General features: G+C 69.1%; 22 protein-coding genes. 13 read left to right on the forward strand and 9 right to left on the reverse strand.

Annotation, left to right across the window (positions count from 1 at the left end; genetic code table 11):
• Positions 1-64: 64 nt before the first annotated feature.
• Both ACWCXB_RS02875 and ACWCXB_RS02880 read right to left on the reverse strand, forming a co-directional pair.
• The gene (locus ACWCXB_RS02875) at positions 65-883 is read right to left on the reverse strand and encodes an adhesin (protein ID WP_450718308.1); all 819 of its coding nucleotides are present in this window, start codon (positions 881-883) and stop codon (positions 65-67) included.
• A gap of 159 nt (positions 884-1,042) precedes the next feature.
• The gene (locus tag ACWCXB_RS02880) at positions 1,043-1,510 is read right to left on the reverse strand and encodes a hypothetical protein (RefSeq protein ID WP_450718310.1); all 468 of its coding nucleotides are present in this window, start codon (positions 1,508-1,510) and stop codon (positions 1,043-1,045) included.
• Positions 1,511-1,646: 136 nt separating this feature from the next.
• Between ACWCXB_RS02880 and ACWCXB_RS02885 the strand changes: the two genes are divergently transcribed.
• Together ACWCXB_RS02885 and ACWCXB_RS02890 are read left to right on the forward strand one after the other, a co-directional pair.
• Positions 1,647-1,994 (forward strand): hypothetical protein, encoded by a 348-nt coding sequence (locus ACWCXB_RS02885; RefSeq protein WP_450718312.1) that lies wholly within the window; start codon positions 1,647-1,649, stop codon positions 1,992-1,994.
• 213 nt (positions 1,995-2,207) lie between these two features.
• Positions 2,208-3,038 carry a MerR family transcriptional regulator gene (locus tag ACWCXB_RS02890; protein WP_450718934.1) on the forward strand — a complete coding sequence of 277 codons (831 nt, stop codon included), beginning with the start codon at positions 2,208-2,210 and terminating at the stop codon, positions 3,036-3,038.
• 142 nt (positions 3,039-3,180) lie between these two features.
• Here ACWCXB_RS02890 and ACWCXB_RS02895 read toward each other — a convergent pair whose 3' ends face one another.
• Together ACWCXB_RS02895 and ACWCXB_RS02900 are read right to left on the reverse strand one after the other, a co-directional pair.
• Complete coding sequence (locus ACWCXB_RS02895) at positions 3,181-4,896, reverse strand: MFS transporter (protein WP_450718936.1); 1,716 nt, start codon at positions 4,894-4,896, stop codon at positions 3,181-3,183.
• Positions 4,897-5,151: 255 nt separating this feature from the next.
• Positions 5,152-7,563 (reverse strand): D-alanyl-D-alanine carboxypeptidase family protein, encoded by a 2,412-nt coding sequence (locus ACWCXB_RS02900; protein WP_450718314.1) that lies wholly within the window; start codon positions 7,561-7,563, stop codon positions 5,152-5,154.
• A 193-nt stretch (positions 7,564-7,756) separates the two neighbouring features.
• Here ACWCXB_RS02900 and ACWCXB_RS02905 point away from each other — a divergent pair, with 193 nt between their 5' ends.
• The 3 genes from ACWCXB_RS02905 to ACWCXB_RS02915 all read left to right on the forward strand — a co-directional run bounded on the left by ACWCXB_RS02905 (position 7,757) and on the right by ACWCXB_RS02915 (position 10,002).
• The gene (locus ACWCXB_RS02905; protein ID WP_450718316.1) at positions 7,757-8,479 is read left to right on the forward strand and encodes a GOLPH3/VPS74 family protein; all 723 of its coding nucleotides are present in this window, start codon (positions 7,757-7,759) and stop codon (positions 8,477-8,479) included.
• Positions 8,480-8,757: 278 nt separating this feature from the next.
• Positions 8,758-9,615, forward strand: a complete 858-nt coding sequence (locus ACWCXB_RS02910) for a helix-turn-helix domain-containing protein (RefSeq protein ID WP_450718318.1) — start codon at positions 8,758-8,760, stop codon at positions 9,613-9,615.
• A gap of 186 nt (positions 9,616-9,801) precedes the next feature.
• Complete coding sequence (locus tag ACWCXB_RS02915) at positions 9,802-10,002, forward strand: DUF397 domain-containing protein (protein WP_450718320.1); 201 nt, start codon at positions 9,802-9,804, stop codon at positions 10,000-10,002.
• A gap of 168 nt (positions 10,003-10,170) precedes the next feature.
• On the opposite strand, the gene ACWCXB_RS02920 is transcribed toward ACWCXB_RS02915, so the two are convergent.
• Positions 10,171-11,013, reverse strand: coding sequence for a hypothetical protein (locus ACWCXB_RS02920; protein WP_450718322.1), 843 nt, complete (start codon positions 11,011-11,013; stop codon positions 10,171-10,173).
• An 81-nt stretch (positions 11,014-11,094) separates the two neighbouring features.
• Here ACWCXB_RS02920 and ACWCXB_RS02925 point away from each other — a divergent pair, with 81 nt between their 5' ends.
• On the forward strand, positions 11,095-11,877 hold the full coding sequence (locus ACWCXB_RS02925) for an SDR family oxidoreductase (RefSeq protein WP_450718324.1): 783 nt from the start codon (positions 11,095-11,097) through the stop codon (positions 11,875-11,877).
• 201 nt (positions 11,878-12,078) lie between these two features.
• On the forward strand, positions 12,079-13,659 hold the full coding sequence (locus ACWCXB_RS02930) for a sodium:solute symporter family protein (RefSeq protein ID WP_450718326.1): 1,581 nt from the start codon (positions 12,079-12,081) through the stop codon (positions 13,657-13,659).
• 70 nt (positions 13,660-13,729) lie between these two features.
• On the opposite strand, the gene ACWCXB_RS02935 is transcribed toward ACWCXB_RS02930, so the two are convergent.
• Positions 13,730-14,845, reverse strand: a complete 1,116-nt coding sequence (locus ACWCXB_RS02935) for an ADP-ribosylglycohydrolase family protein (RefSeq protein WP_450718328.1) — start codon at positions 14,843-14,845, stop codon at positions 13,730-13,732.
• Between the two features lie 303 nt (positions 14,846-15,148).
• Positions 15,149-17,728, reverse strand: a complete 2,580-nt coding sequence (locus ACWCXB_RS02940; protein WP_450718330.1) for a bifunctional FO biosynthesis protein CofGH — start codon at positions 17,726-17,728, stop codon at positions 15,149-15,151.
• 339 nt (positions 17,729-18,067) lie between these two features.
• On the opposite strand from ACWCXB_RS02940, the gene ACWCXB_RS02945 reads away from it, so the two are divergent.
• The 6 genes from ACWCXB_RS02945 to ACWCXB_RS02970 all read left to right on the forward strand — a co-directional run bounded on the left by ACWCXB_RS02945 (position 18,068) and on the right by ACWCXB_RS02970 (position 24,993).
• The gene (locus tag ACWCXB_RS02945) at positions 18,068-18,472 is read left to right on the forward strand and encodes an SseB family protein (RefSeq protein WP_450718332.1); all 405 of its coding nucleotides are present in this window, start codon (positions 18,068-18,070) and stop codon (positions 18,470-18,472) included.
• Positions 18,469-19,065, forward strand: coding sequence for a hypothetical protein (locus tag ACWCXB_RS02950; protein WP_450718334.1), 597 nt, complete (start codon positions 18,469-18,471; stop codon positions 19,063-19,065). The genes ACWCXB_RS02945 and ACWCXB_RS02950 overlap by 4 nt, the downstream gene beginning before the upstream one ends.
• On the forward strand, positions 19,065-23,762 hold the full coding sequence (locus tag ACWCXB_RS02955) for a putative T7SS-secreted protein (protein ID WP_450718336.1): 4,698 nt from the start codon (positions 19,065-19,067) through the stop codon (positions 23,760-23,762). Before ACWCXB_RS02950 ends, ACWCXB_RS02955 begins: the two co-directional genes overlap by 1 nt.
• Positions 23,763-23,767: 5 nt before the next feature.
• Positions 23,768-24,193 carry a hypothetical protein gene (locus ACWCXB_RS02960; protein ID WP_450718338.1) on the forward strand — a complete coding sequence of 142 codons (426 nt, stop codon included), beginning with the start codon at positions 23,768-23,770 and terminating at the stop codon, positions 24,191-24,193.
• A gap of 75 nt (positions 24,194-24,268) precedes the next feature.
• The gene (locus ACWCXB_RS02965; RefSeq protein ID WP_450718340.1) at positions 24,269-24,514 is read left to right on the forward strand and encodes a hypothetical protein; all 246 of its coding nucleotides are present in this window, start codon (positions 24,269-24,271) and stop codon (positions 24,512-24,514) included.
• Positions 24,511-24,993, forward strand: a complete 483-nt coding sequence (locus ACWCXB_RS02970) for a hypothetical protein (protein WP_450718342.1) — start codon at positions 24,511-24,513, stop codon at positions 24,991-24,993. Before ACWCXB_RS02965 ends, ACWCXB_RS02970 begins: the two co-directional genes overlap by 4 nt.
• Positions 24,994-25,477: 484 nt before the next feature.
• On the opposite strand, the gene ACWCXB_RS02975 is transcribed toward ACWCXB_RS02970, so the two are convergent.
• Together ACWCXB_RS02975 and ACWCXB_RS02980 are read right to left on the reverse strand one after the other, a co-directional pair.
• Positions 25,478-25,831, reverse strand: coding sequence for a hypothetical protein (locus ACWCXB_RS02975; protein WP_450718344.1), 354 nt, complete (start codon positions 25,829-25,831; stop codon positions 25,478-25,480).
• Complete coding sequence (locus tag ACWCXB_RS02980; RefSeq protein ID WP_450718346.1) at positions 25,828-26,382, reverse strand: prevent-host-death family protein; 555 nt, start codon at positions 26,380-26,382, stop codon at positions 25,828-25,830. The genes ACWCXB_RS02975 and ACWCXB_RS02980 overlap by 4 nt, the downstream gene beginning before the upstream one ends.
• Between the last annotated feature and the right edge of the window lie 177 nt (positions 26,383-26,559).

Consider the following 26,559-nt stretch of genomic DNA (forward strand, 5'->3'; position numbering starts at 1 on the left):
CACCCCCGCAGGGCGGCACCCGGGACCGGCGTCCCGGGTGCCGCCGCCCTGCATCCGCGCCCGCTCAGCTACGGCACGTCAGTCTCATCTGCGCCGCCGCATGATGCGCCCCCACCCGCGCCGCCGTCCCCCAGTCCCGCCCCCGGTCGATCAGTTGGACCGCGAAGACGCCGTCGCCCCTGACCGGATAGCTGCCGACCGGCACCAGGGCGCCGCGGTGCGCGGTCTGGCGGACGCCGAAGCCGGTGTAGCCGGAAGCGGGGTCGGCGGGGTCGGCGAGGACGCGGTAGAAGGTGGGGTCGCCGGCGACGTCCGTGGCGCGGGAGGTGAGGGGGACGAAGACGGCGAGCGAGCACTGCTTGTAGTCCTGGTCGAGGTCCCAGCTCCAGGTTGCCGTGCCGCCGTGGTCCTTGGTGAGGCTGCCCGACATGGGCACCGCCGTGAAGCTGCCGTCGCACCCCTCGTCGCGCCAACCACCCGAGGGCACGGTGTACCAGGCGGCATGGCCGTTCTCGAAGCGCCCCTTCTCGCGGTAGTGGCCAGTAGAGCAGCCCGGGCCCGCCCACTCGTCCACACCGGGCGAGCTGTCGTCCGGCTCCGGCAGCGACGTGGGGCCCAGCCTCGTCGGTATGCCCGGGCCCTCGATGTCGCCCTCCGCAGCCTGGGCCCCGCCGCCCGACCCGCCGCCGTCCGCATCGGAGCCGCCGATCAGCGCTGCCGCGGCGATGAAACAGCCCAGGACGACCACGACTCCCGTCGCCAGCACGGTCTTACGGAACCGGGTGAGCGTCGAGATACGGCCCGCGAACGTCTCGCGCGCGACCCAGGACGTGCCCGAGCCACGGCCGGCCCGCACCACGAACCCGCAGTCGGGGCAACCCATGCCGGGCAGCGGGCCTCGTCTTTCACTACCGCAACGTTCGCACGCCATACCAGCTCACTATGCAGGAACCCCAACCGCCACGAGGGGCGAACGCCTACACGAGCACCCACACGAACGTCCCATCGAACACCTCATCGACGTCCGGGTGTACGCGCTCGGTCACGCCGTGCAGTCCGCCCGTATCTGCGCCGCCGCGTGATGCCCGCCGTACACGTATCCCTGGCCCCAGTCCTGGCCCCGGTCCACGAGCTGGATCGTCAATTCACCGTCCCTGACCGGGAGATCGTTCACGATCACGACACCGCCCCGCATGTCCGGCTGGTCGATCTGGAAGTACGTGGCGACACTGCCGTTGTCGTCCGCGTCCGACAGGACGTTGTAGCGCGTCGGGTCACCTGCGACGTCCTCCGCCCGCGGGCTCCACGGAATACGCACCGCCACCGAGCACTTCGCGTAGCCGCCGCCCGGGCGCCAGTTCCAGGTGACCGTGTTGCCGCGGTCCTGGTCCCGTGCCCCCGACATCGGTACGGCGATGAACCGGCCGTCGCACGAGTCCCCCTCGTGACCACCGGAATAGACGTCGTACCAGCCGTCGCGCCCGTCCGAGAACCGTCCGTACGTACGCACTCCATGCGGGCAGCCCGGGCCCACCCACTCACTGAACGTGGGCCGTTGACTGCCGGAGCCGGGACGCGGGGGCGACGACCTGGAGGGTTTCGGGCTGGGTTTCGGTGTCGGTTTCGGCTTCGGCTTGTGCGAAGGCGTGGGACTCGTCGCGCTCGGCGACGGCGAGTCCTCCGACACGGACGTCGGGCCCACGCGGCTCGGCAGTCCGCCCAGCGAGATGTCGTCCACCGCCGGACCCGTCGTGGCCGTTCGGTTTTCCTCCCCGCCCGCCAGGAGCAGTGCGCTGACCAGCAGTCCCCCGACGCCGAGCACAACGCCCGCCGTCAGCAACGCCTTCAACGCGGGCCCCGACTCCCTCACCGCTCTGGATCGTCCCGGCGCTGCATCCACGGTGCAGGAGTCCGTCACCATCCCCGGGAGCGCGCCCCGGTGCGTGCCGCCGCATCTCTCGCACACCATGCGCCTCACTATGCAGCGGAGTTGATACCGACCGGTAGGCATAAGTGCGTCTCAACGCGATATCGATCCAAGAGCGTTTGACCTTGTCCCAGGGGCAAGGCGCACCGTCCTCCTGCCGGGCGGCCACAGGAAGCGCCGCCCGGTGACGGAGGATGGGACCGTGCACGACGATTTCCCGGACGCGTCCCCGGACGAGTCCCCGGACGGACCACCGCCCGACACCCGGCAGGAGGCTCCGCTGACCATCGGGGCCTTCGCCGCCCGTGCGCGGCTGTCGCCCAAGGCGCTCCGCCTGTACGACCGGCTCGGGCTCCTCGCCCCCGCGTACGTCGACGAGGCGACCGGCTACCGCTGGTACCGCGCCGACCAGGTGGATCGCGCCCGGCTCGTCGCGCTGCTGCGGCAGATCGACATGCCGCTCGCGCGGATCGCCGAGGTGGTGGAGCTGCCGGGTGCGGAGGCTGCGCAGGCCGTGACCGCGTACTGGGCGGAAGTCGAGGAACGGCGTGCCGTGCAGGGCGCCGTCGTGGCCCATCTCCGTGACCGCCTCTCGGGCAGGAGACCCACGATGTACGAGATCAGGACATGTGACATACCGGAGCAGGCCGTGCTCGCCGAGCGCAGGCGCCTCCTCTCCGACGAGCTGCCGCGCTGGATACCGGCCGCGCTCGGCCGACTGGAGCGGGCGGCCGAGGAGTGCGGGGGCGTGGCGGGTGTCCCGTACGTGGCGTACCACGCCGAGGTGACCCCGGACAGCGACGGCCCGGCGGAGGCGTGCGTGCCGGTCGCCGATGCGAAGGCCGCGGAGGCGTGGGCGGCGGCACACGGCCGCGGTGCGACGTCGGGCACGGTTGTGCGCGTCGAGCCCGCGCAGCGCCTCGCGTACACCCGCATCACCAAGGCCCAGGTGGCCTACCCGCAGATCATCTCGGCCTTCGAGGCCGTGGAGGCGTGGGTCGAGCGGGAGGGCCTGACGATCACGGGCCCGTGCAGGGAGGTGTACTTCGCGGACTGGGACGCGGCGTCGTCGACGGACGAGGTCTGCGACATCGCCTTCCCGGTGGCCTGAGCCGGCCGCGACCGCGTGTGCGTGGGGCCGCCGTCCGGTGAGCCCGCGTGTCCGTCCGGTGAGCCCGCGTGTCCCTCCGGTGAGCCCGCGTGTCCGTCCTCGAACACCGGACCGTCGTGAAGTGCGCCCGGCGCCGACGACGTCAGCGCGCTTCGCGGAGTTCCTCCGGGCACGGTGTCCCCCGCGGTAGCTGATAGGGCGCCGCCAGGCGGTACACGCCCGGGCGGGGGGCGACGAGTTCCGTCCACTCGTCGCCCTCCGCGTCCTCCTCCGCCTTCAGCAGGCAGCCGGCCACGTTCGCGTACGTGCGCGGCTCGTCGCCCGACCGTGCCTTCGACGCCTCGGTCTCCTCCGGCTGGGGCACGCTCCGGCCCTCCTCGTCGACGAGGCCGAGCCACGGCGAGTACGGGATGCGGATCAGTACCCGGCCCGCCGAGCGCACGCGGATCGTCAGCTCGCCCGCGCCCGCACGGTCCACGGTGGCGGGCGGGTCGGCGAGCGGCATCGGGTCGCGGACGGCGAAGAGCTGCCAGTTCGCGTCGGACCAGACGCGCTTGAGGTAGGGCAGCCCGCGCTCGATGAGCTCCGCCTCCTCCTGGCCGCCGCCCGAGTCGGGACTGCCCTTGGGCAGCACCACGTAGTGCACCGCCCAGCGGTCGAGCCATTCGCGGTAGTTGGCGGCGTCGAGGGTGTCGTCGTAGAAGAGCGGGTTGCGCTCCATGTCCGCCTGGCGGTTCCAGCCGCGCGCGAGATTGACGTACGGCGCGAGCGCGGACGCCTCGCGGTGGCTGCTGGCCGGGACGACCTCGACGCGGCCCTTCTCGGCGCCGACCTCCTGGAGCTCGTTCACGAGCGGCGCGAGCTCGCGCGTCCAGGACGCGGCCGGTGCCGTACGGACGATGTCGTCGACGCTCTTGAAGCCGATCCAACCGTTGAGGCCGGTGAAGGCGAGGACGACCGCATACCACTTGAGCGTGCGCGGGGCGGCGTACGGCAGCGCCGCCAGCAGCACGACACCGGCGAACAGCATCGCGAGCCGTGAGACGTTCGAGCCGATCTGCGAGTCGACGACGAAGGTGAGGAGGGTGCCTGCGCTGTACACGGCGGCGGCGGTACGGACCGTCCGCCAGTCCTTCGGTACGAGAACGAGGACGAGGACGCCGAACAGGAACGGCAGCGACGTCGACGCCAGCGACATCGGCTGCGTACCGGAGAACGGGAACAGCCACGCCGACAGCGCCACCACCGCCGCCGGGGCGAGACCGAGCGCGTACGCACCCGGGCGCCGCTTGTTCAGGAACAGCGCCGCCGCGACGACCCCGAGGAACAGCCCGGCGACGGGGCTCGACGCGGTCGCGAGCCCCGCGAGCGGCGCGGCGACGGCGGCCTTCGCCCATCGCTTCGTACGCCAGCGGTACGGCCAGCAGAACACGGCGGCGACCGCGCCCAGTGCGAAGAGCATCCCGAGCCCGAAGGTGACCCGCCCGGACAGGGCGTTGCACAGGAACGCGAAGACGGCGGCGAGCGCGCAGGCCAGCGGATTGCGGACGGCGCGGACGCGGATGAGGATCAGCGCCGTCAGGGCGGCGGAGAGCGTGCCGACGATCATCATCGTCGTCCGCACGCCGAGGATGGACATCAGATACGGGGACACCACGCTGTAGGAGACGGGGTGCATGCCCCCGTACCAGGCGAGGTTGTACGCGGAGTCGGGGTGCCGCCCGGCGAACTCGGCCCAGGCGTCCTGGGCGGCGAGGTCCCCTCCGCTGTTCGCGAAGACGAAGAACCAGACGACATGGGCGACGCCCGCGACGACCGTGGCGACGGCCACCGGGTGGCGGAGGGCGCGCTGCCGCAGGCCGTCACGGACGTACGGCTCGACCTCGGGGTCGGCGTACGCCGGTGGCGGCTCAGCGGTGATCACTTCGGCTCTCCCCGTCCGTTCCCACGGGCCCGACCCCGTACGTACAGGGACGCATTGCGGGGATGTCACGTTGCCCGGACGCTAGCACGGGAGTTCTGGTGCGGCAGGTCCTCGGTCCGCGGTCCGCGGCCCTGGTACGGGGGGTGCTTCGTACCGGGGCCGCGTTCCGTGGTCCGGGCGGCACAGGCCTCAGCCGACGCGGGTCAGCTTCGCGCCGAGGCCGGGCTCCACCAGGTCGGACCGGAGCACGAGGGGCGACGACGCCTTGCCGGTGCCGGAGCCGACCGACACCTCGCCGACGACCGTGCCGGCCTTCGCGGCGTGCGGCAGCGCGGCCCTGCCCGCGTCGACGCGGAGGTCGACCTTCAGGCCCGGCCAGCCGAGTGCCTTGACGTCCTTGGTCGCGACGACCGGGAAGCGGCCGCCGAGGCCGTCGTCCACGTACCCGACGACATCGCCCTTCTTCACGACGGTCGCCGACGTGACCGCCCTCTGGGCACCCTGGATCAGCTTGAGGCTGTCCTGGAGCGCGGACTGGAGCTTGGCGTCGAGCGTGGCGCCGCGCTGGATACCGAAGACGGCGCCGTAGATCCGGCGTTCCTTGCCGTCGACAACGGTGTCGGCGGACCAGAGGAGGTTGCCGCCGGCGGGCGTGGACGAACCGGTCTTGATGCCGCTGACGCCGGGGTTCAGCAGGATGTTGTTGTTGTTGTAGATCTTCTGGTCGATGCCCGGGATCTCGATGTCGGGCGTGTTGACGATCTCCCGGAACACGTCGTACTGCATGACCGCCTTGGCCAGCTTCAGCTGGTCGCCGGCCGTGGACACGGTCGTGGCCTTCAGACCGCTCGGGTCCGTGTACGTGGTGTCGCTCATGCCGAGCTCCTTGGCCGCGGCGTTCATCTTGTCGACGAACGCGGCCTCGGACCCGGAGTCCCAGCGGGCGAGCAGCCGTGCCGCGTTGTTCCCGGACGGGATCATCAGCAGCTGGAGCATCTGCTTCTCGGTGAACTTCTGGCCCGCGCGGATGGGTGCCGTCGACTCGTCCTCGGCCTTGGACTCGTCCTCGGCCTTCTTGTCCACCTCGATCTGCGGGCCGGTCTCGTCGCCCTTGATCGGGTGGTCCTTGAGGATCACGTACGCGGTCATCGTCTTCGTGACGCTCGCGATCGGCGCGGGCTTCTGGGCGCCGCGCGTGCCGAGGCTGCCGACGCCCTCGACCTCGACGGCCGACTGGCCCTCGGCGGGCCACGGCAGGGCGAGGGCGTCGCCGTCGAACGTGTACTCGGACGTGGCGGTGAGCTCGAGGACCGGGTCCGGGAGAGGGCGCACGAGCTGCACGATCGCAAAGACGATCAGGATAACGACGGCCAGCGGCGTCCAGATCTTGATCCGTCGCATGACGGTCCGGACCGGGGTCTGGGGCGGCGGCGGCGTGTTCGTCAGCTCGGCGAGCAGATCGAGCGGCGGCTTGGGCGGCAGCGGCTGCTGCTTGGTCCGCTCGACCTCGGTGAGCGATGCGGGCGCGGGCGCGGCAGACTCGGTCGCGGCGGGCGCGGCGGGCGCGGACGCGGCGGGAGACGCCTCGTCACGGCGCAGCGGTACGAACTTGCTGGTCCGCTCGGGCTCGCGCTCGGGCTTGGGCGCGGGTGCGGGTGCGGCCTCCGGCTTGGACGGGCGTGCGGCCTCCGGCTTGGACGCGGGCGGCGGGGTGATCTTCAGCGCGGTGGTGGGCTGATCCACAGCCGGCCGGGGCAGCGCCTTGAAGACGGCGGTCGGCTGGTCGACCGGCTGCTCGGCCTGCTCCTCGACCGTGGCCTTGACGTCGGCCTTCCCGTCCTTCGGCTCGTCGGAGTCGGCGTCGGGCGCGTCGGGGTCATCGGCAGCGGCGGCCGACGCCTCGGGCTCGTCGACCTCAGCCTCGGACTCGGGCTCGTCGACCTCAGCCTCGGGCTCGTCGGACTCGAGCTCCTCGACCTCAGCCTCGGGCTCGTCGGACTCGGGCTCGTCGGACTCCGACGAAACAGGCGCGGGCTCGCCAGGAGCGGAGTCACCGTCCTCATCGTCCGGGGTCGAGTCATCGTCGTCATCGTCGTCGTCTTCAGCCGGCTCGGACGTCTCGGACGTGGCCGGGTCCGCCGCCTCACCGGTGGTCTCCGATTCCTGGACGGCATCCGGGTCGTCGCCGTCCTCGGCATCGGCTTCGCCATCGTCCGAGCCGGAGACCCACGCCGCCACCGCAGCTCTCAGTCGCGCGTTGTCGCGGTCCGACGAGGCATCAGACGGGTCGTGCGAGTCGGACTCCTCCACCACATCAAGCACATCGGACGAACCAGTCGAAGCCGACCCGGAATCAGGCCCGGAATCAGGCCCGGAATCAGACCCGGAACCGGAATCGGAACCGGAAGCCGACTCCGACGCGTCCCGCCCAGCAGGCGACGGCAGCGTCTTGAACACCGCCGTCGGCTGGTCGACACGCCCCTCCGTGCGCGACGCCGCCCCCGTCGGACGGAACACGGCAAGCCTCGGATCGCGTTCGCCCGAAGCCGTCTCCCCCGACGACTTCTGCTGCTCCGACTTGTCGGGGGACTCGCCCGCCACCGTGCCTCCTTCATGCCTGCGCGCCGCGAAACGTCGCTGTCCGAACCATCTACCAGTGTCCTGTGTGAGCGCTTGGCCCCCGTGCAAGACGAGAACGACATACCTACTGGTTCCCGTACGAAGCACCCAGGCACTCTCGACAGACCAATGTGAGAGGCGTCACCCTGTCATTCATCCACGCGGGGAGGCATGGATGGGCAGGAGCCGCAGAACACTTCCGGAGGAGCTTCTGCTGCTCGCTCTGGACCCGGCCACGGGTACCACAGCGCAGCCGCAGTCGCTCGACCTCGGCCTGGCCGGAGCACAGCTAGTGGAGCTGGCGCTGGCAGGACGGATAGCCCCTGACGGGGATCGTATCGCCGTGGTGATGCCACGGCCGACAGGAGATCCGACACTGGACTCCGCACTGGAACTGCTGCGCAGGCGCGGCAGTCCGGTCCGGGCCGTCCACTGGATCGGCGGGCCCCGGCTGGGGCTGCGCCAGATCTATCTCGCGCACCTGGAGCGGTGCGGCATGGTGCATGCCGTGGCGGGCCAGATGTGCGGGGTGCTGCCGACGACTCGCTACCAGGCGACGGACACGGCGATCAGCCGGGACATCAGGGCCCGGCTGGACAGTGCGATCCGCACCGGCGTACCGCCGGACCCGCGGACCGCGGCGCTCGCCGCGCTGGCCCATGCGGTCGGCCTCGGCAAGCACCTGTATCCCGGGAACGAGGGGCGTTCATCGCGCTCCAGGCTCCGGGATCTGATCAGGCACGACCCCATGGGCGGCCTCGTGGCGCACGCCGTGATGGACGTCCAGAACGGTGTGGCCGCACAGCCCCGCCGTAACTCGGCGGCGGCGCCCGGTCGCCAGCCCGCCGTACCGGTGCAGTCGCGCCGCGGGAGCATGGCCCGCGCCGCAGTGCACTGAGCAAGCCCCGCCGGTCGAGCAAACCCTGCAAACCCGAGCAGGAACGAGCAACGCCGGCAACACGAGCAAAGCGAGCAATACGAGCAACACCACGCATCGAAGACCCGGTTCGGGAGCCGCATGAACGCGCGGGGCAGTCATCGAGACTGCTCCGCGTGTTCGCGTTGTCGCGCGTGTCGTCATTTTCCAGCGCAGCCAGCACCATTGGTGGCAGTCTGCAGAGACCTAGATACGCACAGCAACGAACAGAGAAGTACATAGCCGGAGGTGCAGTTCCCGTGGCGTCCAGTGTCAACCCCACCGTAAGGCGCCGCCGCTTGGGCCAGGAGCTGCGCCGGCTCCGCGAGCTCAAGGGCATGACCGCGGAGGAGGTGGCGGAGCGCCTTCTCGTATCCCAGTCGAAGATCAGCCGACTGGAGAACGGCCGGCGCTCGATCAGCCAGCGCGATGTCCGCGATCTCTGCGGGGTGTACGAGGTCGATGACCACCGGGTCGTGGACTCGCTGATGCAGATGGCCAAGGACTCCCGCCAGCAGGGCTGGTGGCACGCCTTCGGCGACATCCCGTACAGCGTCTACATCGGCCTGGAGACCGACGCCGCGAGTCTGCGTGTGTACGAGCCGCAGATCGTGCCCGGTCTGCTCCAGACCAGGCAGTACGCGGAGGCCCTGATCGCCGGCGCGCTGCCCGAGACGCCGGTCAGCGACGTCGAGAAGCGGGTGCAGGTCAGGCTCCGCCGGCAGGAGCGCATCGCGACGCCCGACAATCCGCTGCGGCTGTGGGCGGTGGTCGACGAGGCCGCGCTGCGCCGCGTGGTGGGCAATGAGCAGCTGATGCGCGACCAGCTGGAGTTCCTGGTCGAGCAGTCCCAGCTGCCGCATGTCACGGTCCAGGTACTGCCGTTCAGCATGGGCGCGCATCCCGGCATCACCGGGCATTACGCGGTGCTGGAGTTCCCGGACGCATCGGACTCGAGCGTCGTCTACATCGAGGGCGTCACCAGCGACCTTTATCTGGAGAAGGCCAACGACGTCCACAAATACACCGTGATGTACGAGCACCTGCGTGCACAGGCGCTGAATGTGGACCAGACCCGGGAGTTCATCGAGGACATCGCCAAGGGATACGCCAGGTGACATCCGGGTAACGAGGCCGCGGGCGCGCACGGTACACCGTGACAAGCGTTTCCTGGAAGGCCACCCCGGAATATGCCATCCGGTCGGGTGAACGGGCGTTCTCATCGGGAGAGCCCGCCAAGTAGCGTCGTGATCACGCCGTCAAGAACGTCGGCGGCAACGACCAACCTGGAACCGGAGATGCACATGGCTATTCAAAAGGGCACCCTGGACACGTGGACCAAGTCCTCGTACTCCGGCGGTAACGGCGCTTGCGTCGAGGTCAAGTCCCCCGTCGTGAAAGCGATCGCCGTGCGGGACTCGAAAGTCCCCACGGGGCCCTCGCTCACCTTCGTCCCGGATTCGTGGAACGCCTTCGTGCACGAGGTGAGCAAGGGTTCCCTCTAGGACCTCCAGGACGACCTCCTGGACCTCGACCTCCTGGACCTCGACCTCAAGCACCTCGACCTCAAGGAACAGGGAAATACCGGAAGTCACGGAAAATACCGGATTTCAACGACAGAGCCCTCTCGACTGGTCCGCCGTCCCGGCCGAGGGGGCTCGGCAATTCCCCTGTCAGCGCAGCTGGTCCACATAGCGGTCCGTCCCCGGCACCGTCGGGATGAACGGCGCCACCAGCTCCACCCTCCCCAGCTCCCCCGCCTCCAGGTCCGCGAACCCGTCCTCCCAGCAGACGCGCGGGTCCTGGTCCAGGAACCAGAGCAGTGTCAGCCGCGTGTCGACGCCCTCCACCTGCTTGACGTACGACATCCGGTCCAGCGGGAGCGGCGTCGGCCGGAAGACCGTCACCATCGCCGCCGGGGCTGTGACACCCCCCTTGGGCGCGAGCCGCTTCGGCAGCTCCCGCGACCGCAGCCACTCCAGCAGCTCCGCCCGCCGCTCCGGCCCCTCTGCGTCGATCACCTCCACCACCAGCCCCGCATACGGGTGGTCGAGCGCGTGATAGTCGCGCGGGCCGGCGGCGCCGTCCCGGTAGACAGTCGCCACATGGTTCTGGAACGCGGTGAAGACGTGCGTACGGTCCTGATAGACGCGTCCGTCGCGGTTCAGCCGCTTGTTGATGCCGACGGTCCACTTCATGTGGTCGTCATAGCGCCCCTCGGTGATCCAGTACGTGGAGATGTAGCACCCCGCGGTCACCGGCTGGGCGACCGCCGACTTCTCCGGGTACCGCAGCAGCTGCAGCTCCCGGGTCGCCACCCATCGCCGCCCCGCGTACATCCAGGGCATCGCCATCGCGCCCGCGTAGTAGTGGTCGTCCTCGTACCAGCGGTTGTACGCGTACTCATGGCCGGGATGCGGCTCGACCATGGTGATCAGGGCATGGCCCGGGTGGACTCCGTAGGGGCCGACGGCCGCCAGTTCCCCGTACACCTCGGACCGAGTGTCCTCGCTCACGACGCTCCCCTTCCCTCCTCCGGTGGACGCACCTACTCTGACGCACCGTCAGATGAAGGACCAGAGCCGGGAGCCGCCGAGATGCTGCTGCAGGGAAAGACCGTCATCGTGTCCGGCGTCGGCGCCGGGCTGGGGCACCAGGTCGCCGCGACCGTCGTACGGGACGGGGGCAACGCCGTCCTCGGCGCGCGCACGGAGGCGAATCTCGCCAAGACCGCCGCCGAGATCGACCCCGAGGGCGGGCACACCGCCCACCGTCCCACCGACATCACCGACGAGGCCCAGTGCGAGGCACTGGCGGCGCTCGCCACCGAGCGCTTCGGGCGGATCGACGCGGTCGTCCATGTGGCCGCCTGGGACAGCTACTTCGGCGGCCTGGAGGACGCCGACTTCGCGACCTGGCAGCAGGTCGTCGACGTCAACCTGCTGGGAACGCTGCGCATGACCCGGGCCTGCCTCCCGTCACTGAAGGAGCACGGCGGCTCGGTCGTCATCATCGGCACCCAGTCGTCGGTGGCCGCCCCCTCCCAGGTCCGCCAGGCGGCCTACGCGGCGTCCAAGGGCGCCCTCACCTCGGCGATGTACTCCCTGGCCCGCGAGCTCGGCCCGCACCGGATCAGGGTCAACACCGTGCTGCCCGGCTGGATGTGGGGGCCGCCGGTCGAGGCGTACGTCCAGTTCACCGCGCACACCGAGGGCGTACCGGAGTCGGAGGTGCTCGGCCGGCTGACCGAGCGCATGGCCCTGCCGGAACTGGCCACGGACGGGGACGTGGCGGAGGCGGTCGCCTTCCTCGCCTCCGACCGGGCGCGGGCGATCACGGGCCAGTCGCTCCTGGTCAACGCCGGCGAGCTGATGCGGTAACCCACGCCGCACCTCCCCCTCGGGCCGCACGGTCGATCACCGCCGTGCGGCCCCTTTTCGCCCGATCCCCGGTCATGGATGTGAACGAAGGTCAATAACTCGAACAATTTTACTTGCTCTTGACCTTTCGACGCGTTGTCGTGGCTGCGCATATAGCCACACCATGAACGGCGTTCACAAGGCGGACCCCTGGAGGGGGACATGAACAGTCTCGACTGGACCGTACTCATCGGCTACTTCGGCGTGATGGTCGCCATCGGCATCTGGTCCCACAAGCGTGTGGACAACGTCAGCGACTTCTTCACCGCCGGCGGCAAGATGCCGTGGTGGCTGTCGGGCATCTCGCACCACATGTCCGGCTACAGCGCGGTCATGTTCACGGGCTACGCGGCAATCGCCTACACCTACGGCGTGACCTCGTACGTCACCTGGTCCTTCCCCATCGCGATCGGCATCGCCATCGGATCCCGGCTCTTCGCCCCCCGGCTCAACCGGGTCCGCTCACGCCTGCGTGTCTCCTCACCGCTCGAATACCTCAAGGACCGCTACAACCTGCCGACCCAGCAGGCCCTCGCCTGGTCCGGCGTTCTGCTGAAGATCGTCGACGTCGGCGCCAAGTGGGCCGCCATCGCCACCCTGCTCTCCGTCTTCACCGGTGTCTCGCTCAACATGGGCATCCTGATCACCGGCGCGGTCACCGCCGTCTACTGCACCGTCGGTGGCCTGTGGGCGGACGCCCTCACCGAACTGGGTCAGTTCATCATCCAGTTCGTCGCCGGTATCGCGATGCTGGTCGCCGTCATGGCCGAGCTGGGCGGCTTCAGCAGCCTCTGGAGCGTCTGGGACGAGCCGGTGCTGTCGGGCCACACCGAGCCGCTCGCCGGCCCGTACATGATGGTCTTCCTGATCGCCTACCTCTTCATCAAGACCTTCGAGTACAACGGCGGGATGTGGAACCAGGCCCAGCGCTACATGGCCACCGACTCCGCCCGGTCGGCCGAGCGTTCGGGCCGGCTGTCCGCCCTGCTCTGGCTGATCTGGCCGCTGGTGCTGTTCTTCCCGATGTGGGTGGCGCCGGTGATCCTCAGCGACGAGCAGAACGTCGTCCCGGCCGACTCGTACGCACTGATGGCCGAGCAGCTGCTGCCGCACGGTCTGCTGGGCCTCGTCGTCGTGGGCTTCTTCTCCCACACGATGGCGATGTGCTCCTCCGACGCCAACGCCATCGCGGCGGTCGTCACCCGCGACATCATGCCCGCCGTCTCCCGCAAGGTCCGCGAGTGGGACACGCGCGCCGGACTGGTCGCCGCCCGCTGGTCGACGCTGCTCTTCCTCGGTCTGTCGATGGCCATCGCGACGCAGGTCAACTCGGACTTCTTCGGGGACATCATCACCGTCGTCATCAAGTGGGTGGCCGGCCTGATGGGCCCGATCGCGATCCCGCTGATGCTGGGCCTGCTCCCCTGGTTCCGCAAGAGCGGCCCCACGGCGGCGCTGCTGAGCTGGGGCCTCGGCCTGGTGACCTTCTGGCTGGTCAACTACCCGATCAACTGGAACGTCGAGGGCGGTGTCCCGCTGCAGTACCAGGTGTCCATCCCGCTCGCGGTCTCGCTGGTGCTCTTCGTCCTCATCGGCTACATCAAGCCGGAGGACACGCCGGAGCGCGACGGGATCCTCGCGCAGCTCAACCCGGGCAGCGGAGACGGGGCGGGCACCGCGGCCGTCCCGGAGCCGGCCGTGGCCGGCGACACGGTGACGCAGCCGGCGGCCGCCAAGGACTAGCGGCGGACTCGTGAGAGGGGCGGGCGGTCCGAACGAGGGCCGCCCGCCCCTCTGTACGTGTGCTTCGACCTCAGCCGCGCGGGTACCTGAGCAGCCAGCCGGGCGCCGAGACCGACGGGCCGTGGAGGGCCGGGCCCTGGGTCATCTCCATCGCGAAGTCGTCGGCGAGTTCGAGGATGGTGGGGCGGCCCTCGAGCTCCGCGAGCCAGGCCGGGGGCAGCGCGGTCTCGCCGTGGAGCGCGCCGAGGAGGGCGCCGCAGAGCGTGGCCGTGGTGTGCGACGGGCCGTCGTGGTTGACGGCGAGGCGGAGACCGTGGCGGATGTCCTCGCTGACGAGGGTGCAGTAGACGGCGACCGCGAGGGCGTCCTCGGCGTGCTGCGGGTTGCCGAGGGCCGCGATGCGGGCGGGGCTCGGGATGCCCTGGCGTACGGCACCGAGGGCCTGCTTCAGTGCGTCGGTGACGGGCTGGTGGCCGGGGCGGGGCGCGAGCAGGGAGAGGGCGCGCTGGACGGACCCGTCGACGGTCTCGCCGCGCGCCAGGCCGTGCACGATCACGGCGAAGGCTCCGGCCGAGAGATACGCCGTGGGGTGGCCGTGGGTCTGCGCGGCACACTCGACGGCGAGCTGGCAGACCAGCTGCGGCTCCCAGCCGACCAGCAGCCCGAAGGGCGCCGAGCGGACGAGCGCTCCCGCGTCGCGCGCGGTGGGGTTCTTGGGCCTGTCGAGGGTGCCGAGGGTCTCGTCGGCGAGCCCGGTGAGGCTGGAGCGGTCGGGGTCGCGGCGGGCGTACAGCCATTCCTCGCGGGCGAGCCAGCCGTTGTCCTTGCGGCGCTCGTCGGGGCCCCAGTCGCGCTGGGTCGCCGCCCAGCGCAGATGGGCGCGGTGCACGTCGGTGGGCGGGTGCCAGGCGCCGGTGTCGCGGCGGACCTGGGCGCGTATCAGGCCGTCGACGGTGAAGAGGGTCAGCTGGGTCGCGGCGGTGACGGCGCCGCGGCGGCCGTACGCGGGCACGTAGTCGGTGACGCCGTCGGGGCCGTGGGCGGCGCGTATCTCCTCGACCGTCAGCTCCGCCACACCGGCGCCGAGCGCGTCACCGATGGCGGCGCCGAGCAGACAGCCGCGTACGCGGGCGCGGAAGTCCTGCTGCTCGGTACGGCCCCAGACGGCTGTGGCTGCTGTGGTCACGCGGCTGCCCCTCCCCCACTTGTGCGCAGCACTGTAATCGACCGCGTGAGATCGGTTCATGGGCGGAACCAAGCCGGAAGGGTATGTGACCGGTCGCCCTTCAGGCCGGTTTTGATCGCTGTCCCTCACCGCGCCCGACTCCACCTCGGCGCACCCGTACTGGCGCGGGACCTGCTGACCGGCTGGGTCCTGCCCGGAACCGGGGTCCTGCCCGGGACCCGGCCCGGGACCAGGGGCCGGACCCCTGGGCACCGGGGCCGGATTCCTGCCCAGGACCCTGCACGGTGGTGACGGGGCCGGGACTCAGTCGGCCAGCGGCAGCAGCTCCGGCAGATGGCCGTCGGACGCCGCTGCCGCCGCGACCCGCTCTTCCGGCACCTCCCCGTACAGCGTGGTACGCGGCTTCGCGGGCCGCCCCGCCGCGTCCGCGATGGCGACCAGGTCCTTGACCGAGCGGTACGAGCCGTAACTGGAGCCCGCCATCCGGGAGATGGTCTCCTCCATGAGCGTGCCGCCCAGATCGTTCGCCCCGGAGCGGAGCATCTCCGCAGCGCCTTCGGTGCCGAGCTTCACCCAGCTGGTCTGGATGTTCGGAATGTACGGGTGCAGGAGCAGCCGGGCCATGGCCGTCACCGCCCGGTTGTCGCGGGTCGTCGGGCCGGGCCGGGCGATGCCCGCCAGATACACAGGCGCGTTGGTGTGGATGAAGGGCAGGGTCACGAACTCGGTGAAACCGCCGGTCCGTTGCTGGATGCGGGCCAGCGTACGGAAGTGCCCGAGCCAGTGCCGGGGCTGGTCCACGTGCCCGTACATCATGGTCGACGACGAGCGGATGCCCAGCTCGTGGGCGGTGGTGACGACCTCGATCCAGGTGGCGGTGGGCAGCTTGCCCTTCGTGAGCACCCAGCGCACCTCGTCGTCGAGGATCTCGGCGGCCGTCCCGGGGATGGAGTCGAGCCCCGCCTCCTTCGCAGCCGTGAGCCACTCGCGGATCGACATCCCGGTCCTGGTCGCCCCGTTGACGACCTCCATCGGCGAGAAGGCGTGCACATGCATGCCGGGCACCCGCTCCTTCACGGCCCGGGCGATGTCGAAGTACGCCGTGCCGGGCAGGTCCGGGTGGATGCCGCCCTGCATACAGACCTCGACGGCCCCGACGTCCCACGCCTGTGCCGCCCGGTCCGCGACCTGGTCGAGCGAGAGGGTGTACGCGTCGGCGTCCGTGCGGCGCTGCGCGAAGGCGCAGAAGCGGCAGCCGGTGTAGCAGACGTTGGTGAAGTTGATGTTCCGCGTGACGATGTACGTGACGTCGTCGCCGACGGCCGATCTGCGGACGTCGTCGGCGATCCGGGTGAGCGCGTCCAGCGCGGGCCCGTCGGCGTGCAGCAGGGCGAGGGCCTCGTCGTCGCTGAGCTTCGTCGGGTCGTCGGCGGCGGTCGCGAGCGCGGCGCGCACGTCGGTGTCGATGCGGGACGGCACCATGCCGGGCGCGGCGGCCTCGCGGAGCGCCTCCCAGTCGCCGTACACCTCGTCGAAGTCGTCGCGGCGATCGCTCGTACGCCCGTCGGTGTCGATCGTGCGGTGCAGATCGGTGCGCCCGGCGGACGTGAACGCCTCCTCGGGCTCCTGCCACGGCAGACCGACGGGGAGCGCTTCGGGGCGCGCGAGCCCCGTCTCCGGGTCGGCGAGCGCCCGTACATGCGGCAGGAGCCGGGGGTCCAGCCAGGGCTCGCCCCGCTGCACGAACTCCGGGTACACCGCGAGCCGTTCCCGCAGCTCGAAGCCGGCGGTCCGCGACCTGGCGGCCAGCTCGTCGATCTGCGGCCAGGGCCGCTCGGGGTTGACGTGGTCGGGAGTCAGCGGCGACACCCCGCCCCAGTCGTCGATCCCGGCCGCGATGAGCCGCCCGTACTCCGCGTCCACCAGATTCGGCGGCGCCTGCAGACAGCCGGAGGGACCCATGATGTGCCGGGCGACGGCGATGGTCGCGATGAGGTCGTCCAGCTCGGCGTCCGGCATACCGCGCATCGCCGTGTCGGGCTTGGCGCGGAAGTTCTGGATGATGAGCTCCTGGATGCCGTGGTACGCCCGCGAGACACGGCGCAGCGCGAACAGCGACTCCGCACGCTCCTCGTACGTCTCCCCGATCCCGATCAGCAGCCCGCTGGTGAACGGCACGGAGGACCGTCCCGCGTCCTCCAGCACCCGCAGCCGCACGGCCGGCTCCTTGTCCGGCGAGCCGTAGTGCGGCCCCCCGGGCTCGCTCCACAGGCGAGTGGCGGTGGTCTCCAGCATCATCCCCATCGACGGGGCGACCGGCTTGAGCCGCTGGAAGTCGGTCCAGGTCATCACTCCGGGGTTGAGGTGCGGCAGCAGCCCGGTCTCCTCCAGGATGCGGATCGCCATGGCCCGTACGTACGCGATCGTGTCGTCGTACCCCTCGGCCTCCAGCCACTCCCGGGCCTCGGGCCAGCGGTCCTCGGGCTTGTCCCCGAGCGTGATCAGCGCTTCCTTGCAGCCCAGTTCGGCGCCCCGGCGGGCGATGTCCAGCACCTCGTCCGGCGACATGAACATCCCGTGCCCGGCGCGGCGCAGCTTGCCGGGCACGGTGGCGAAGGTGCAGTAGTGACACTTGTCGCGGCACAGCCGGGTGAGCGGGATGAACACGCTCTTCGAGTACGTGATGACCCCGGGCCGGCCCGCCGCCTCCAGCCCGGCGTCCCGCACGCGCGCCGCGGACGCGCACAGGTCGTCCAGATCCGCGCCACGAGCCTGCAGCAGCACGGCGGCCTCGGCGACATCGAGCGCGACGCCGTCCCGGGCTCGCTTGAGGGCGCGGCGCATGGCGTTGGCGGTGGGGTGTCCGGGCTGGTGATCCGTCATGCAGCGAGCATACGAGCGCGGGAGGACAGTGGAGCGTCCACAAGCGACCATAAAGCGGCCATCTCGGTTGCCAGGCGGAATCTGACCATGACAGCACGCAGGGCACCCATGGTGACCGGGTCGTCCGTGCGGCAGGGCGCTGTACCGAGGGCTGTCGTTGCTCCAGCGACGACGTCGAGCGAGTCCCGCGGAGGCGGACGTTCATGCCCTACGTGTGAGGCAGGACCTCTGGACCGCCTGTATTTCGGATCACGGTATATCCCAGTGCAAACGGCAGTGCGAATTGTCGTACGGTAGGGCGCCGAGGTGTGGACGTGTGGCGAACGGGGGGCCGTCGGCATGGACTTGGGCGTGGAGATCGCAGCTGTGCGCGAGGGGCGTGGCGATCCGGGGCGGCTGCTGGGTGAGTTCCGGCGTACGGCTGTGCTGGTGCCGGTGGTGGACGGCGGGCTGATGTCCGGGGAGAGCGGAGGCATCCGCTGGATCTACGCGTTCACGGACGAGGCCGCACTGGCGCGGTTCGTCCTCGCACGGGGCGGCGCGGGTGACGCGGAGCACGACTACCTGTCGATTCTCGGCGCACGTCTGCTCGACGCGGTGATCCCTTCCTTGAACGGACCGACGGGTGTGGCCGTCGATGTCGCGGACGAGGACGCTTCGATGATGTTCCCGCCGGTGTCCGGCATCGTGCCGGACGCGGTGGCCGTGGACCTCGGCGCTGACCGTGTCGAGGGTGCGCGGTGAGCGGGAACAAGGACCTCGAGGTAGATCCGGCAGCCATCAAGAAGATCACCGAGGGGCTGCGGGGCGCGGTCGCGGAGCTGCGCGAGATCGGCACGGCGGGTGGTGCGTCGATGGGCGCCGGCTTCGCTGAACTGTCGCTGACCGGTATGGAGTCGGGCCACGCCGGGCTCGCGGGCGATTTCGAGGACTTCTGCGAACGCTGGGAGTGGGGGGTGCGGGCCCTGATCCAGGACGCCAGCGACCTGGCGGCTCAGACGGGCATCGCGGCGGGCGCGCTGTGGGAGGAGGACCAGTACCTCCAGGGGGCGCTGAAGGTCGGCGCGAACTCGCTGTACGGCAATCCGCACGCGAACGAGGACGACATCGAGAAGAAGGCGTGGGGCGACATCTTCTCGGCGGACGTCTACAAGCCGGACTACAGCATGGAGTCGGCCCTCAAGGCGAACCAGCAGATCGACCAGACCTGGCAGGACACGGGCGACAAGCTCAAGAACGAGGGAGCGGTCGGCTTCCTGAACGACGGAGCAATCGGTACCGCGAACAGGCAAACGATCAACTCGCTGAACGACCTCGTCGACGGGGGCGATGACTGATGGGCTGGCGGGACTTCGTACCGGACAGCATCGAGGACGCGGGGGAAGACGTCGTCGAGGACATCGGCGACAGCGTCGAATGGCTCGGCGACAAGACCGCGGACCTGGCCGACAAAGCCGGCTGGGACGACGGCGCGGACTGGATCCGCGACAAGAGCCGCTCGGCCGCGAACTCTCTGGGCGCCGACGTCTCCGAGCTCGAGCTGGGCCAGACCGACGACCCGAAGAAGCTGGTCTACGGCAGTGTGAGCAAGCTCCGCTCGACGGTCACGCACCTGGAGAAGCTCCAGTCGTCGTTCGACAAGGTCGGCGAAGGCCTCAAGGGCGTGGACGCGGACGGTTTCAAGGGCGAAGCTGCGAGCGCGTTCCGGGAGGCGTCGGCGACGCAGCCGCCGAAGTGGTTCAAGGCCGCGGACGCCTTCGAGAAGGCGGCCGGCGCGATGAGCCGCTTCGCGGAGACCGTGGAGTGGGCGCAGAACGAGGCCAAGGAGGCCATCGCCGAGTACAACGCGGCGAAGAAGCTCTCGGAGGATGCCCGCGCCGCGTACAACAAGCGCGTCGACGAGTACGGCGACGCCGTGCGGGAGAAGAGGGACACGCTTCCGCCCCGCCCGGCCGACAACTTCACCGACCCGGGCAAGGACGGCGCGAAGGCTGCGCAGGACAAGCTTGACGAGGCCCGCCGCCAGCGCAACGAGGCTGCGGAGACGGCCCGTTCTGCGGTGCGGGCCGCCCGCGATGCGGCCCCGCCGAAACCCTCGTACACGGAGCAGCTCGAGGACGGCTTCGTGGCCATGAACATCGACGCGAACCACGTGGTCGGCGGGGTGATCAAGGGTACGGCGGGCCTGGCGAACTTCGCCCGCTCGGTGAATCCGATGGACCCGTACAACATGACGCACCCGGCAGAGTTCGCCATGAGCCTGAACTCGACGGCGGCCGGCCTGGTGACGGCGGTGAACGACCCCGTCGGCTCGGCGAAGACGATGTTCAACGAGTTCTTGAAGGACCCCGCGGAGGGCCTGGGCAAACTCATCCCGGAGCTCGTCGGCAGCAAGGGCATGGGGGCGCTCAAGAAGGTGTCGACGATCGCGAAGCACGCCGACGACATCGCTCCGGGACCGGCGCGGACGGCGGAGAAGGGCGCAGACGGAGGTCCCGGCAAGCACGACCAGCCCGACGCCGAGAAGAAGAGCGACGGCACCGACCCGATCGACCTCGCCACGGGACGGATGTTCCTGCCGCAGACAGACGTCGTGCTGCCCGGCACGCTACCGCTGGCCTTCACCCGCCGCGCCGAGTCGGGATACGCGGCCGGCCGGTGGTTCGGCCCTACCTGGGCCAGCACGATCGACCAGCACCTGGAGATCGACGCCGAGGGCGTTGTCCTGGTCACCGACGACGGTCTCATGCTGCCCTATCCGCACCCCGCGCCCGGCGTCCCGGTGATGTCCACCAGGGGCCCGCGCTGGCCACTCGACCGTACGGAGCTGGGCGGCTACACCGTCACCGCCCCGGACAGCGGCCGCACCCGCCACTTCGACGAGGACGGCCGCATCGTCCAGCTCGACGACAGGAACGGCAACTTCCTGACGTTCGAGTACGACGAAGAAGGGACCCCGACCGGCATCCGCCACAGCGGCGGATACCACCTGCAGTTCGAAACGGCCGAGGGCCTCATCACCTCACTGTCGCTGGAAGGCGGCGGCAGGATCCTCACCTACGGCTACTCCGACGGAAACCTGACGGATGTCGTCAACTCCTCCGGCCTGCCCCTGCGCTTCATCTACGACGAACGCGCCCGCATCACGTCGTGGACCGACACCAACGGCAGTCGCTATGACTACGTCTACGACGACCGCGACCGCTGCATTGCCGAGGGTGGCGCCGGCGGCCATATGAGCCTGCGGCTCTCGTACGACGACGTCGACCCGGACACCGGATTGCGCACCACAACGGCCGTCACCGATAGCGGACACGCCCGCAGGTACGCGGTCAACGAGTCCTTCCAGGTCGTGGCCGAAACCGACGCCAACGGTTCGGTCACCCGATCCCAGTGGGACCGTTACAACCGACTGCTGTCCCGGACCGATCCCCTGGGCCACAGCACCCGCTTCGACTATGACGAAGCGGGGAGGCTGATCACGGTAGTGCGTCCTGACGGGCGGCAGATCCACACGGAGTACAACGATCTCGGTCTGCCCATCCGCGTGATCCAACCGGATGGAACGGCACTCCGGCAGACGTTCGACGAACGCGGCAATCGCACGTCGATGACGGATTCCTCAGGGGCGACGACGCGGTTCGTGTACGACGAAGCGGGACGCCTCGTGTCCGTCACGGACGCGCTCGGCCACACCAGTACCGTGCGCTGCGACAGGGCGGGCCTCCCCGTCGCGATCACCGATCCTCTGGGCGGAACGACCCGGTACGAGCGGGACGCCTTCGGCCGCGCCATTGTGATCACCGACCCGCTCGGCGCCGTGACGCGTCTGAAGTGGACGGTCGAGGGCAAGCTCGCGCGCCGCATCGCGCCGGATGGCACGGAACAGTCGTGGACGTACGACGGCGAGGGCAACTGCGTCAGCCACACCGACGCCATGGGCGGCGTCTCGACGTACGAATACACGGACTTCGACCTGCCGGCGGCGCGGACCGGGCCGGATGGAGTGTGCTACGAGTTCCGCCACGACACCGAGCTGCGTCTGACCCAGGTGCGCACCTCCCAGGGCCTGACCTGGACCTATGCGTACGATCCGGCGGGTCGGCTCGTATCCGAGACCGACTTCGACGGCCGGACGTTGACGTACGCGTACGACGCCGCGGGCCGACTGGTCTCACGGACGAACGGACCCGGCCAGAGGGTGCGTTACGAACATAACGAGCTTGGCCAGGTCGTCCGCAAGGACGCCGAGGGCGCGGTCACCACCTACGAGTACGACATCTTCGACGAGCTGGCCGCAGCCACCGGCCCGGAGGCCACGCTGGTCCGGCTGCGTGACCGGTACGGACGCCTCAAGTCCGAGACGATGAACGGCCGCACGCTCGCCTTCGACCACGACCTGCTGGGCCGTCGCACCGCCAGGACGACCCCGAGCGGCGCCGCCAGCACCTGGGCCTACGATGCCGCGGGCCGCCGCGCGGAGCTCACCACGTCCGGCCGCACCCTCACCTTCGAGCACGACGCCGCGGGCCGGGAACTCGGCCGCCGCATCGGCAAGGCAATCACGCTCAGGCACGAGTTCGACGCCATGGGCCGCCTCACCACCCAGCACGTCGCGGGCGCGGAACGCAGCCTCCAGCGCCGCGGCTACACGTATCGCGCGGACGGCCACCTCGTCGGCATCGACGACCAGCTTTCCGGTGCGCGCCGCTTCGACCTCGACGCGGCGGGCCGCGTCACCGCGGTCGACGCCGCGAACTGGACCGAGCGCTACGCCTACGACGAGGCCGGCAACCAGACCGAAGCGTCATGGTCTGCGCCGCACCCCGGCCAGGAGGCGACCGGCTCGCGTGCGTACACGGGCACGCGCATCACCCGCGCCGGCAACGTCCGCTACGAGCATGACGCCCAAGGCCGCATTGTTCTGCGCCAGAAGACCCGCCTGTCACGCAAGCCGGACACCTGGCGGTACGAGTGGGACGCCGAGGACCGGCTGGTCTCCGTGACCACCCCGGACGGTGCGGTGTGGCGCTACCAGTACGACGCCCTCGGCCGCCGCATCGCCAAGCAACGCCTGGCCGAGGACGGCCACACGGTGCTGGAGCAAGTGACCTTCACCTGGGACGGCGCAACACTCTGCGAACAGACCACCGAGGGCGCCGCCCTGCCCAACCTGGTCACCCTCACCTGGGATCACGACGGCCTGCACCCGCTGGCCCAGACGGAACGCATCCTCTCCGCGGACACCCCGCAGGAGACCATCGACGAACGCTTCTTAGCCATCGTCACCGACCTGATCGGCACCCCGACGGAGCTCGTGGACGAATCCGGCGCCCTGGCCTGGCGCTCCCGAACCACACTCTGGGGCACGACGACATGGGCGAGATCCAGCGCCGCCTACACGCCGCTGCGTTTCCCGGGCCAGTACTTCGACCCGGAGACGGGCCTGCACTACAACTACTTCCGGCATTACGATCCCGAGACGGCGCGCTATCTCACACCGGACCCGCTCGGCCTTTCGCCGGCACCGAACCCATCCACATATGTCCCTAATCCGCACCGCCTGACGGATCCCTTGGGCCTTTCCCCCTGCCCAAACAACATGGACTATATGGCGGACAACGCCATACCCTCGGGTGAACCGGTGACCCATGGACCCACAGCTACACTTATCGGTTCCGACGGTCCGAGCTTGCGGAACTTTCAAAACGTACTGAACACTGGAGAGCACGACGTCGTAGCGCACGGGAGTCGAGACGGCTTTCTGGAAATGCCCGGAGGAAATGTCAATGGAGGTCAGATAGTCGACGCGGTGACCAACAATCCCTCCTACAATGGTGGCCCACTTAGACTTCTCGTGTGCCACTCCGGCTCTGATACGTCAGGAATAGCTCAGCAGATCGCGAACGAACTGGGGACCACTGTTCGGGCGCCAACAGACCTGGTTGGAACGAATCCAGTGCTTGGTCGGGGTCAAGTTCCCCAGATCGCCAACGATGGGTACTGGCGAATCTTCCTTCCGATACTGAGGTGAGATAGATGGAGATGATTGGCTTCTTTCGTGAGATGAACCCCGAGAATCCAACACTCTTCCGCGAGTCTATTCGCGACAGAATTCCCGCACGAACACCCTACCCAAAAGCAGAAATAGCGGCCTACCTGAGCTCCGGGCATCCTGTCTTTGACATTACGGAAGTGACCGTGGATGTCATTGAGGGATCCTTCCGAGTCCCTGGCGGATCATCCCTCCTAACGGATGGAAAATACGTCTGGCGGGTAGATCTGGCGATGTATGTGGAACGGTACCTCGTTGACTTGCCCGGAGAATTTCTGTCATTCGCAGTTGAGCACGGATTCACTGTTCCGCCAGTGCCCACCGAAAGGTTGATGGAGGTATCTATCGCGGCAGGAAAGACGCTTGGATTCCACATGGACGCCGGAGCGGAACCGCGCCGAGACGCCTGATCGGACCTTTTCAGGTGTGCCGCAATCGTCAGGTCGTTACTGCGTCTGTGGGCCTCGCGCCACGCCCGAGGTACAGTGAAGGCGAAATTCGATTTAGGTGTATTTCTGGAACTAGAATATGCGCCGGAGGTGAACGGGTTCGTCGACAATGCCTCCTACAACCCATCCGGAGCAGGAGAAGACACGCACAAGCAACTCCCGAATATCGGTGAACTGGTGGAAGGCACCGTAGTAAGCTTGGACGATCGCGACCGGCAGATCCGGATCCGCGTGGGTGCGCCGTTCTGGGAACCGGATCGGCAAGCGGAGAACGGGCCGTGAGCGCAATTCAATTGATCGCCTCATTCATCACATCAGGAAAACTGCACGGAGTCGGAATTGGGTTCACCATCAGCGAGGTCCATCAGGCGTTCCAATGTGATTTCATTGACGTGGCCGACAATGAAGGCCAGTCGCTGCGTCGAGATTACGGTTTTGTGGAATTCTACTTCAACCCCGGCACTGAATGGGTAGTGACCGGAGGATCCCTGGAACTTCACAAACTGGCCAGCAACTACGCCCTGGCGGAACGATGGCACAAGAACATACATGTTGCTTTTCCGCAATACGTCTCCTGGGATGAAGTACAGGAAGCACTCTCACGCATGCCCGACTTCCCCGCGTTCCACTCAACGGATCAGGGCGGGTTTATCGAATACCGCTTCCCGGACACAAAGGTGTCTGCACTCGCGTCGGACGATCACGAAGATCGTGACGAGTGGGTGGGCCACGCCGATGTGTGGAGCATCAGCCTGGGCTGACGAGACGGCCTCAGGGATCACCCTCATGCTCACCCCGAACTACACGGGAAGGACTCATGACTGTAGGCGACGAGAAACTTCTCGGGATCGTTCGCGGGCTGGTGTCCGAGTCCCCTGGAGTCAGAGAAGAAGCTTCCGACATGATCTACCACTGGGGACGTCGGCCGCAGGTCGCGTCGGTCCACCTCCCCCAAGTGCCAGTCCCTGATGGCCGAATGGCGCCCGTAGTCTCCGATGGCGATCGCCACCATCACGGCGCAGTGGGGGCAGGCCCACTCGCCCCCGCACTGTTCGAGGCGAGACTCACCAGACGGGGCAGGGCGGCGAAGCTGGCGGGCGATACCAAGTCATGCTCGAGGACCAGCCGGTATCCCAGCTCTTTCCTCGCTTCGGCGTCGTCGTTGCGCTCCTCCTGCTCCAGGAGCGACTTGTCTCTGCGGATGGGCTGGCGCCCGGTCGCGCGCCGTCGCTGGCCTCGCAGCCTCTACTCGGTGTCCTTCGGGTGCCGGGTCGACGCAAAGACCAGATGCACGGTGCGGCGGGGCTCATCCACCAGGTAGCGCACGCGGCCGCCCGCCGTCACCTCGTACTCCCATTGAGGAAGCTCGCGCCCGCCCAGGTTCCCGGTCGCCAGGCGTCCGCGCAGCCGGTGTTGTCGATCGGGGTTGACCTGCGACAGAGGGTTGGAACGCAGAGACTCGAAGCAGCGCCGCGTGTTGCCAGGTGCCTCCGAACAGAGCTCACCCCACCCCTTCGCAGCCGCGTTGGTCGCGAACTGTAAGCGCCATTCCTCAGCGACCGGCGGCGGGGCAACGTCGTCCCCTCGCTTCGGGGTCACGGTGCGAACACCTCGCCGTGGTCCTCGTCCGGCAGCCGGCGGGTGAGCTGGGCGGTGAGCTCGGGATCGGCCAGAATCCGCGCCGTCGCGCGCCATTCGACGATGACGCGATGGAGATTGGCGTGGACGTCGAGATGAACGGCGTCCTGCGTCGCATCGACGAGTTCGAGCACGAACTGTCGCACCTCGTCGGCCGACAGGTGGCGCACCCACGGGAAGACCGAGGGCAGCGCGAGCAGTATGGCTCTTGCGCCGCCGTCGGAACCGATGAGCGCGGCGAAGAGCCGGGCCGTGATGTCAGCGGTTTCTTCGCGCTCGCGGTCGTGACGAGCGGTCGTCAGGTACATGTCCTCGCCGTCCCGGCGAGTGATGTGCAGACGATGGGCCTTGTCCAGCTTCTCGGCGACGCGCTTCGAATTCTTGGAGAGCTCGGAGAAGGTAACCGTCGGCGTAAGCATGATCGCACGATACTTCGGAACGTATTCCGAAGTCAATGACTTCGAGCACAGCGCCGCTCGTCCGGCTTGCGACCGGGATGCGGCAACGTTCACGGGAGCGCCGGCTCCGCCCAGACCGCCTTGCCGACAAGGCCGTCGCACGTGCCCCAAGCGTCCGCGCCCAGCTCGCCCCTGGCCGCACATGCTCCGCGGCAACCGCACGTCAGAAGCGCGGCATGTTCGGGATCGCCTTCTCGGCCAGGTCGATCAGCGCCTGCACCTTCGGCAGAT

It is taken from the genome of Streptomyces sp. NPDC001514 (assembly GCF_053597075.1).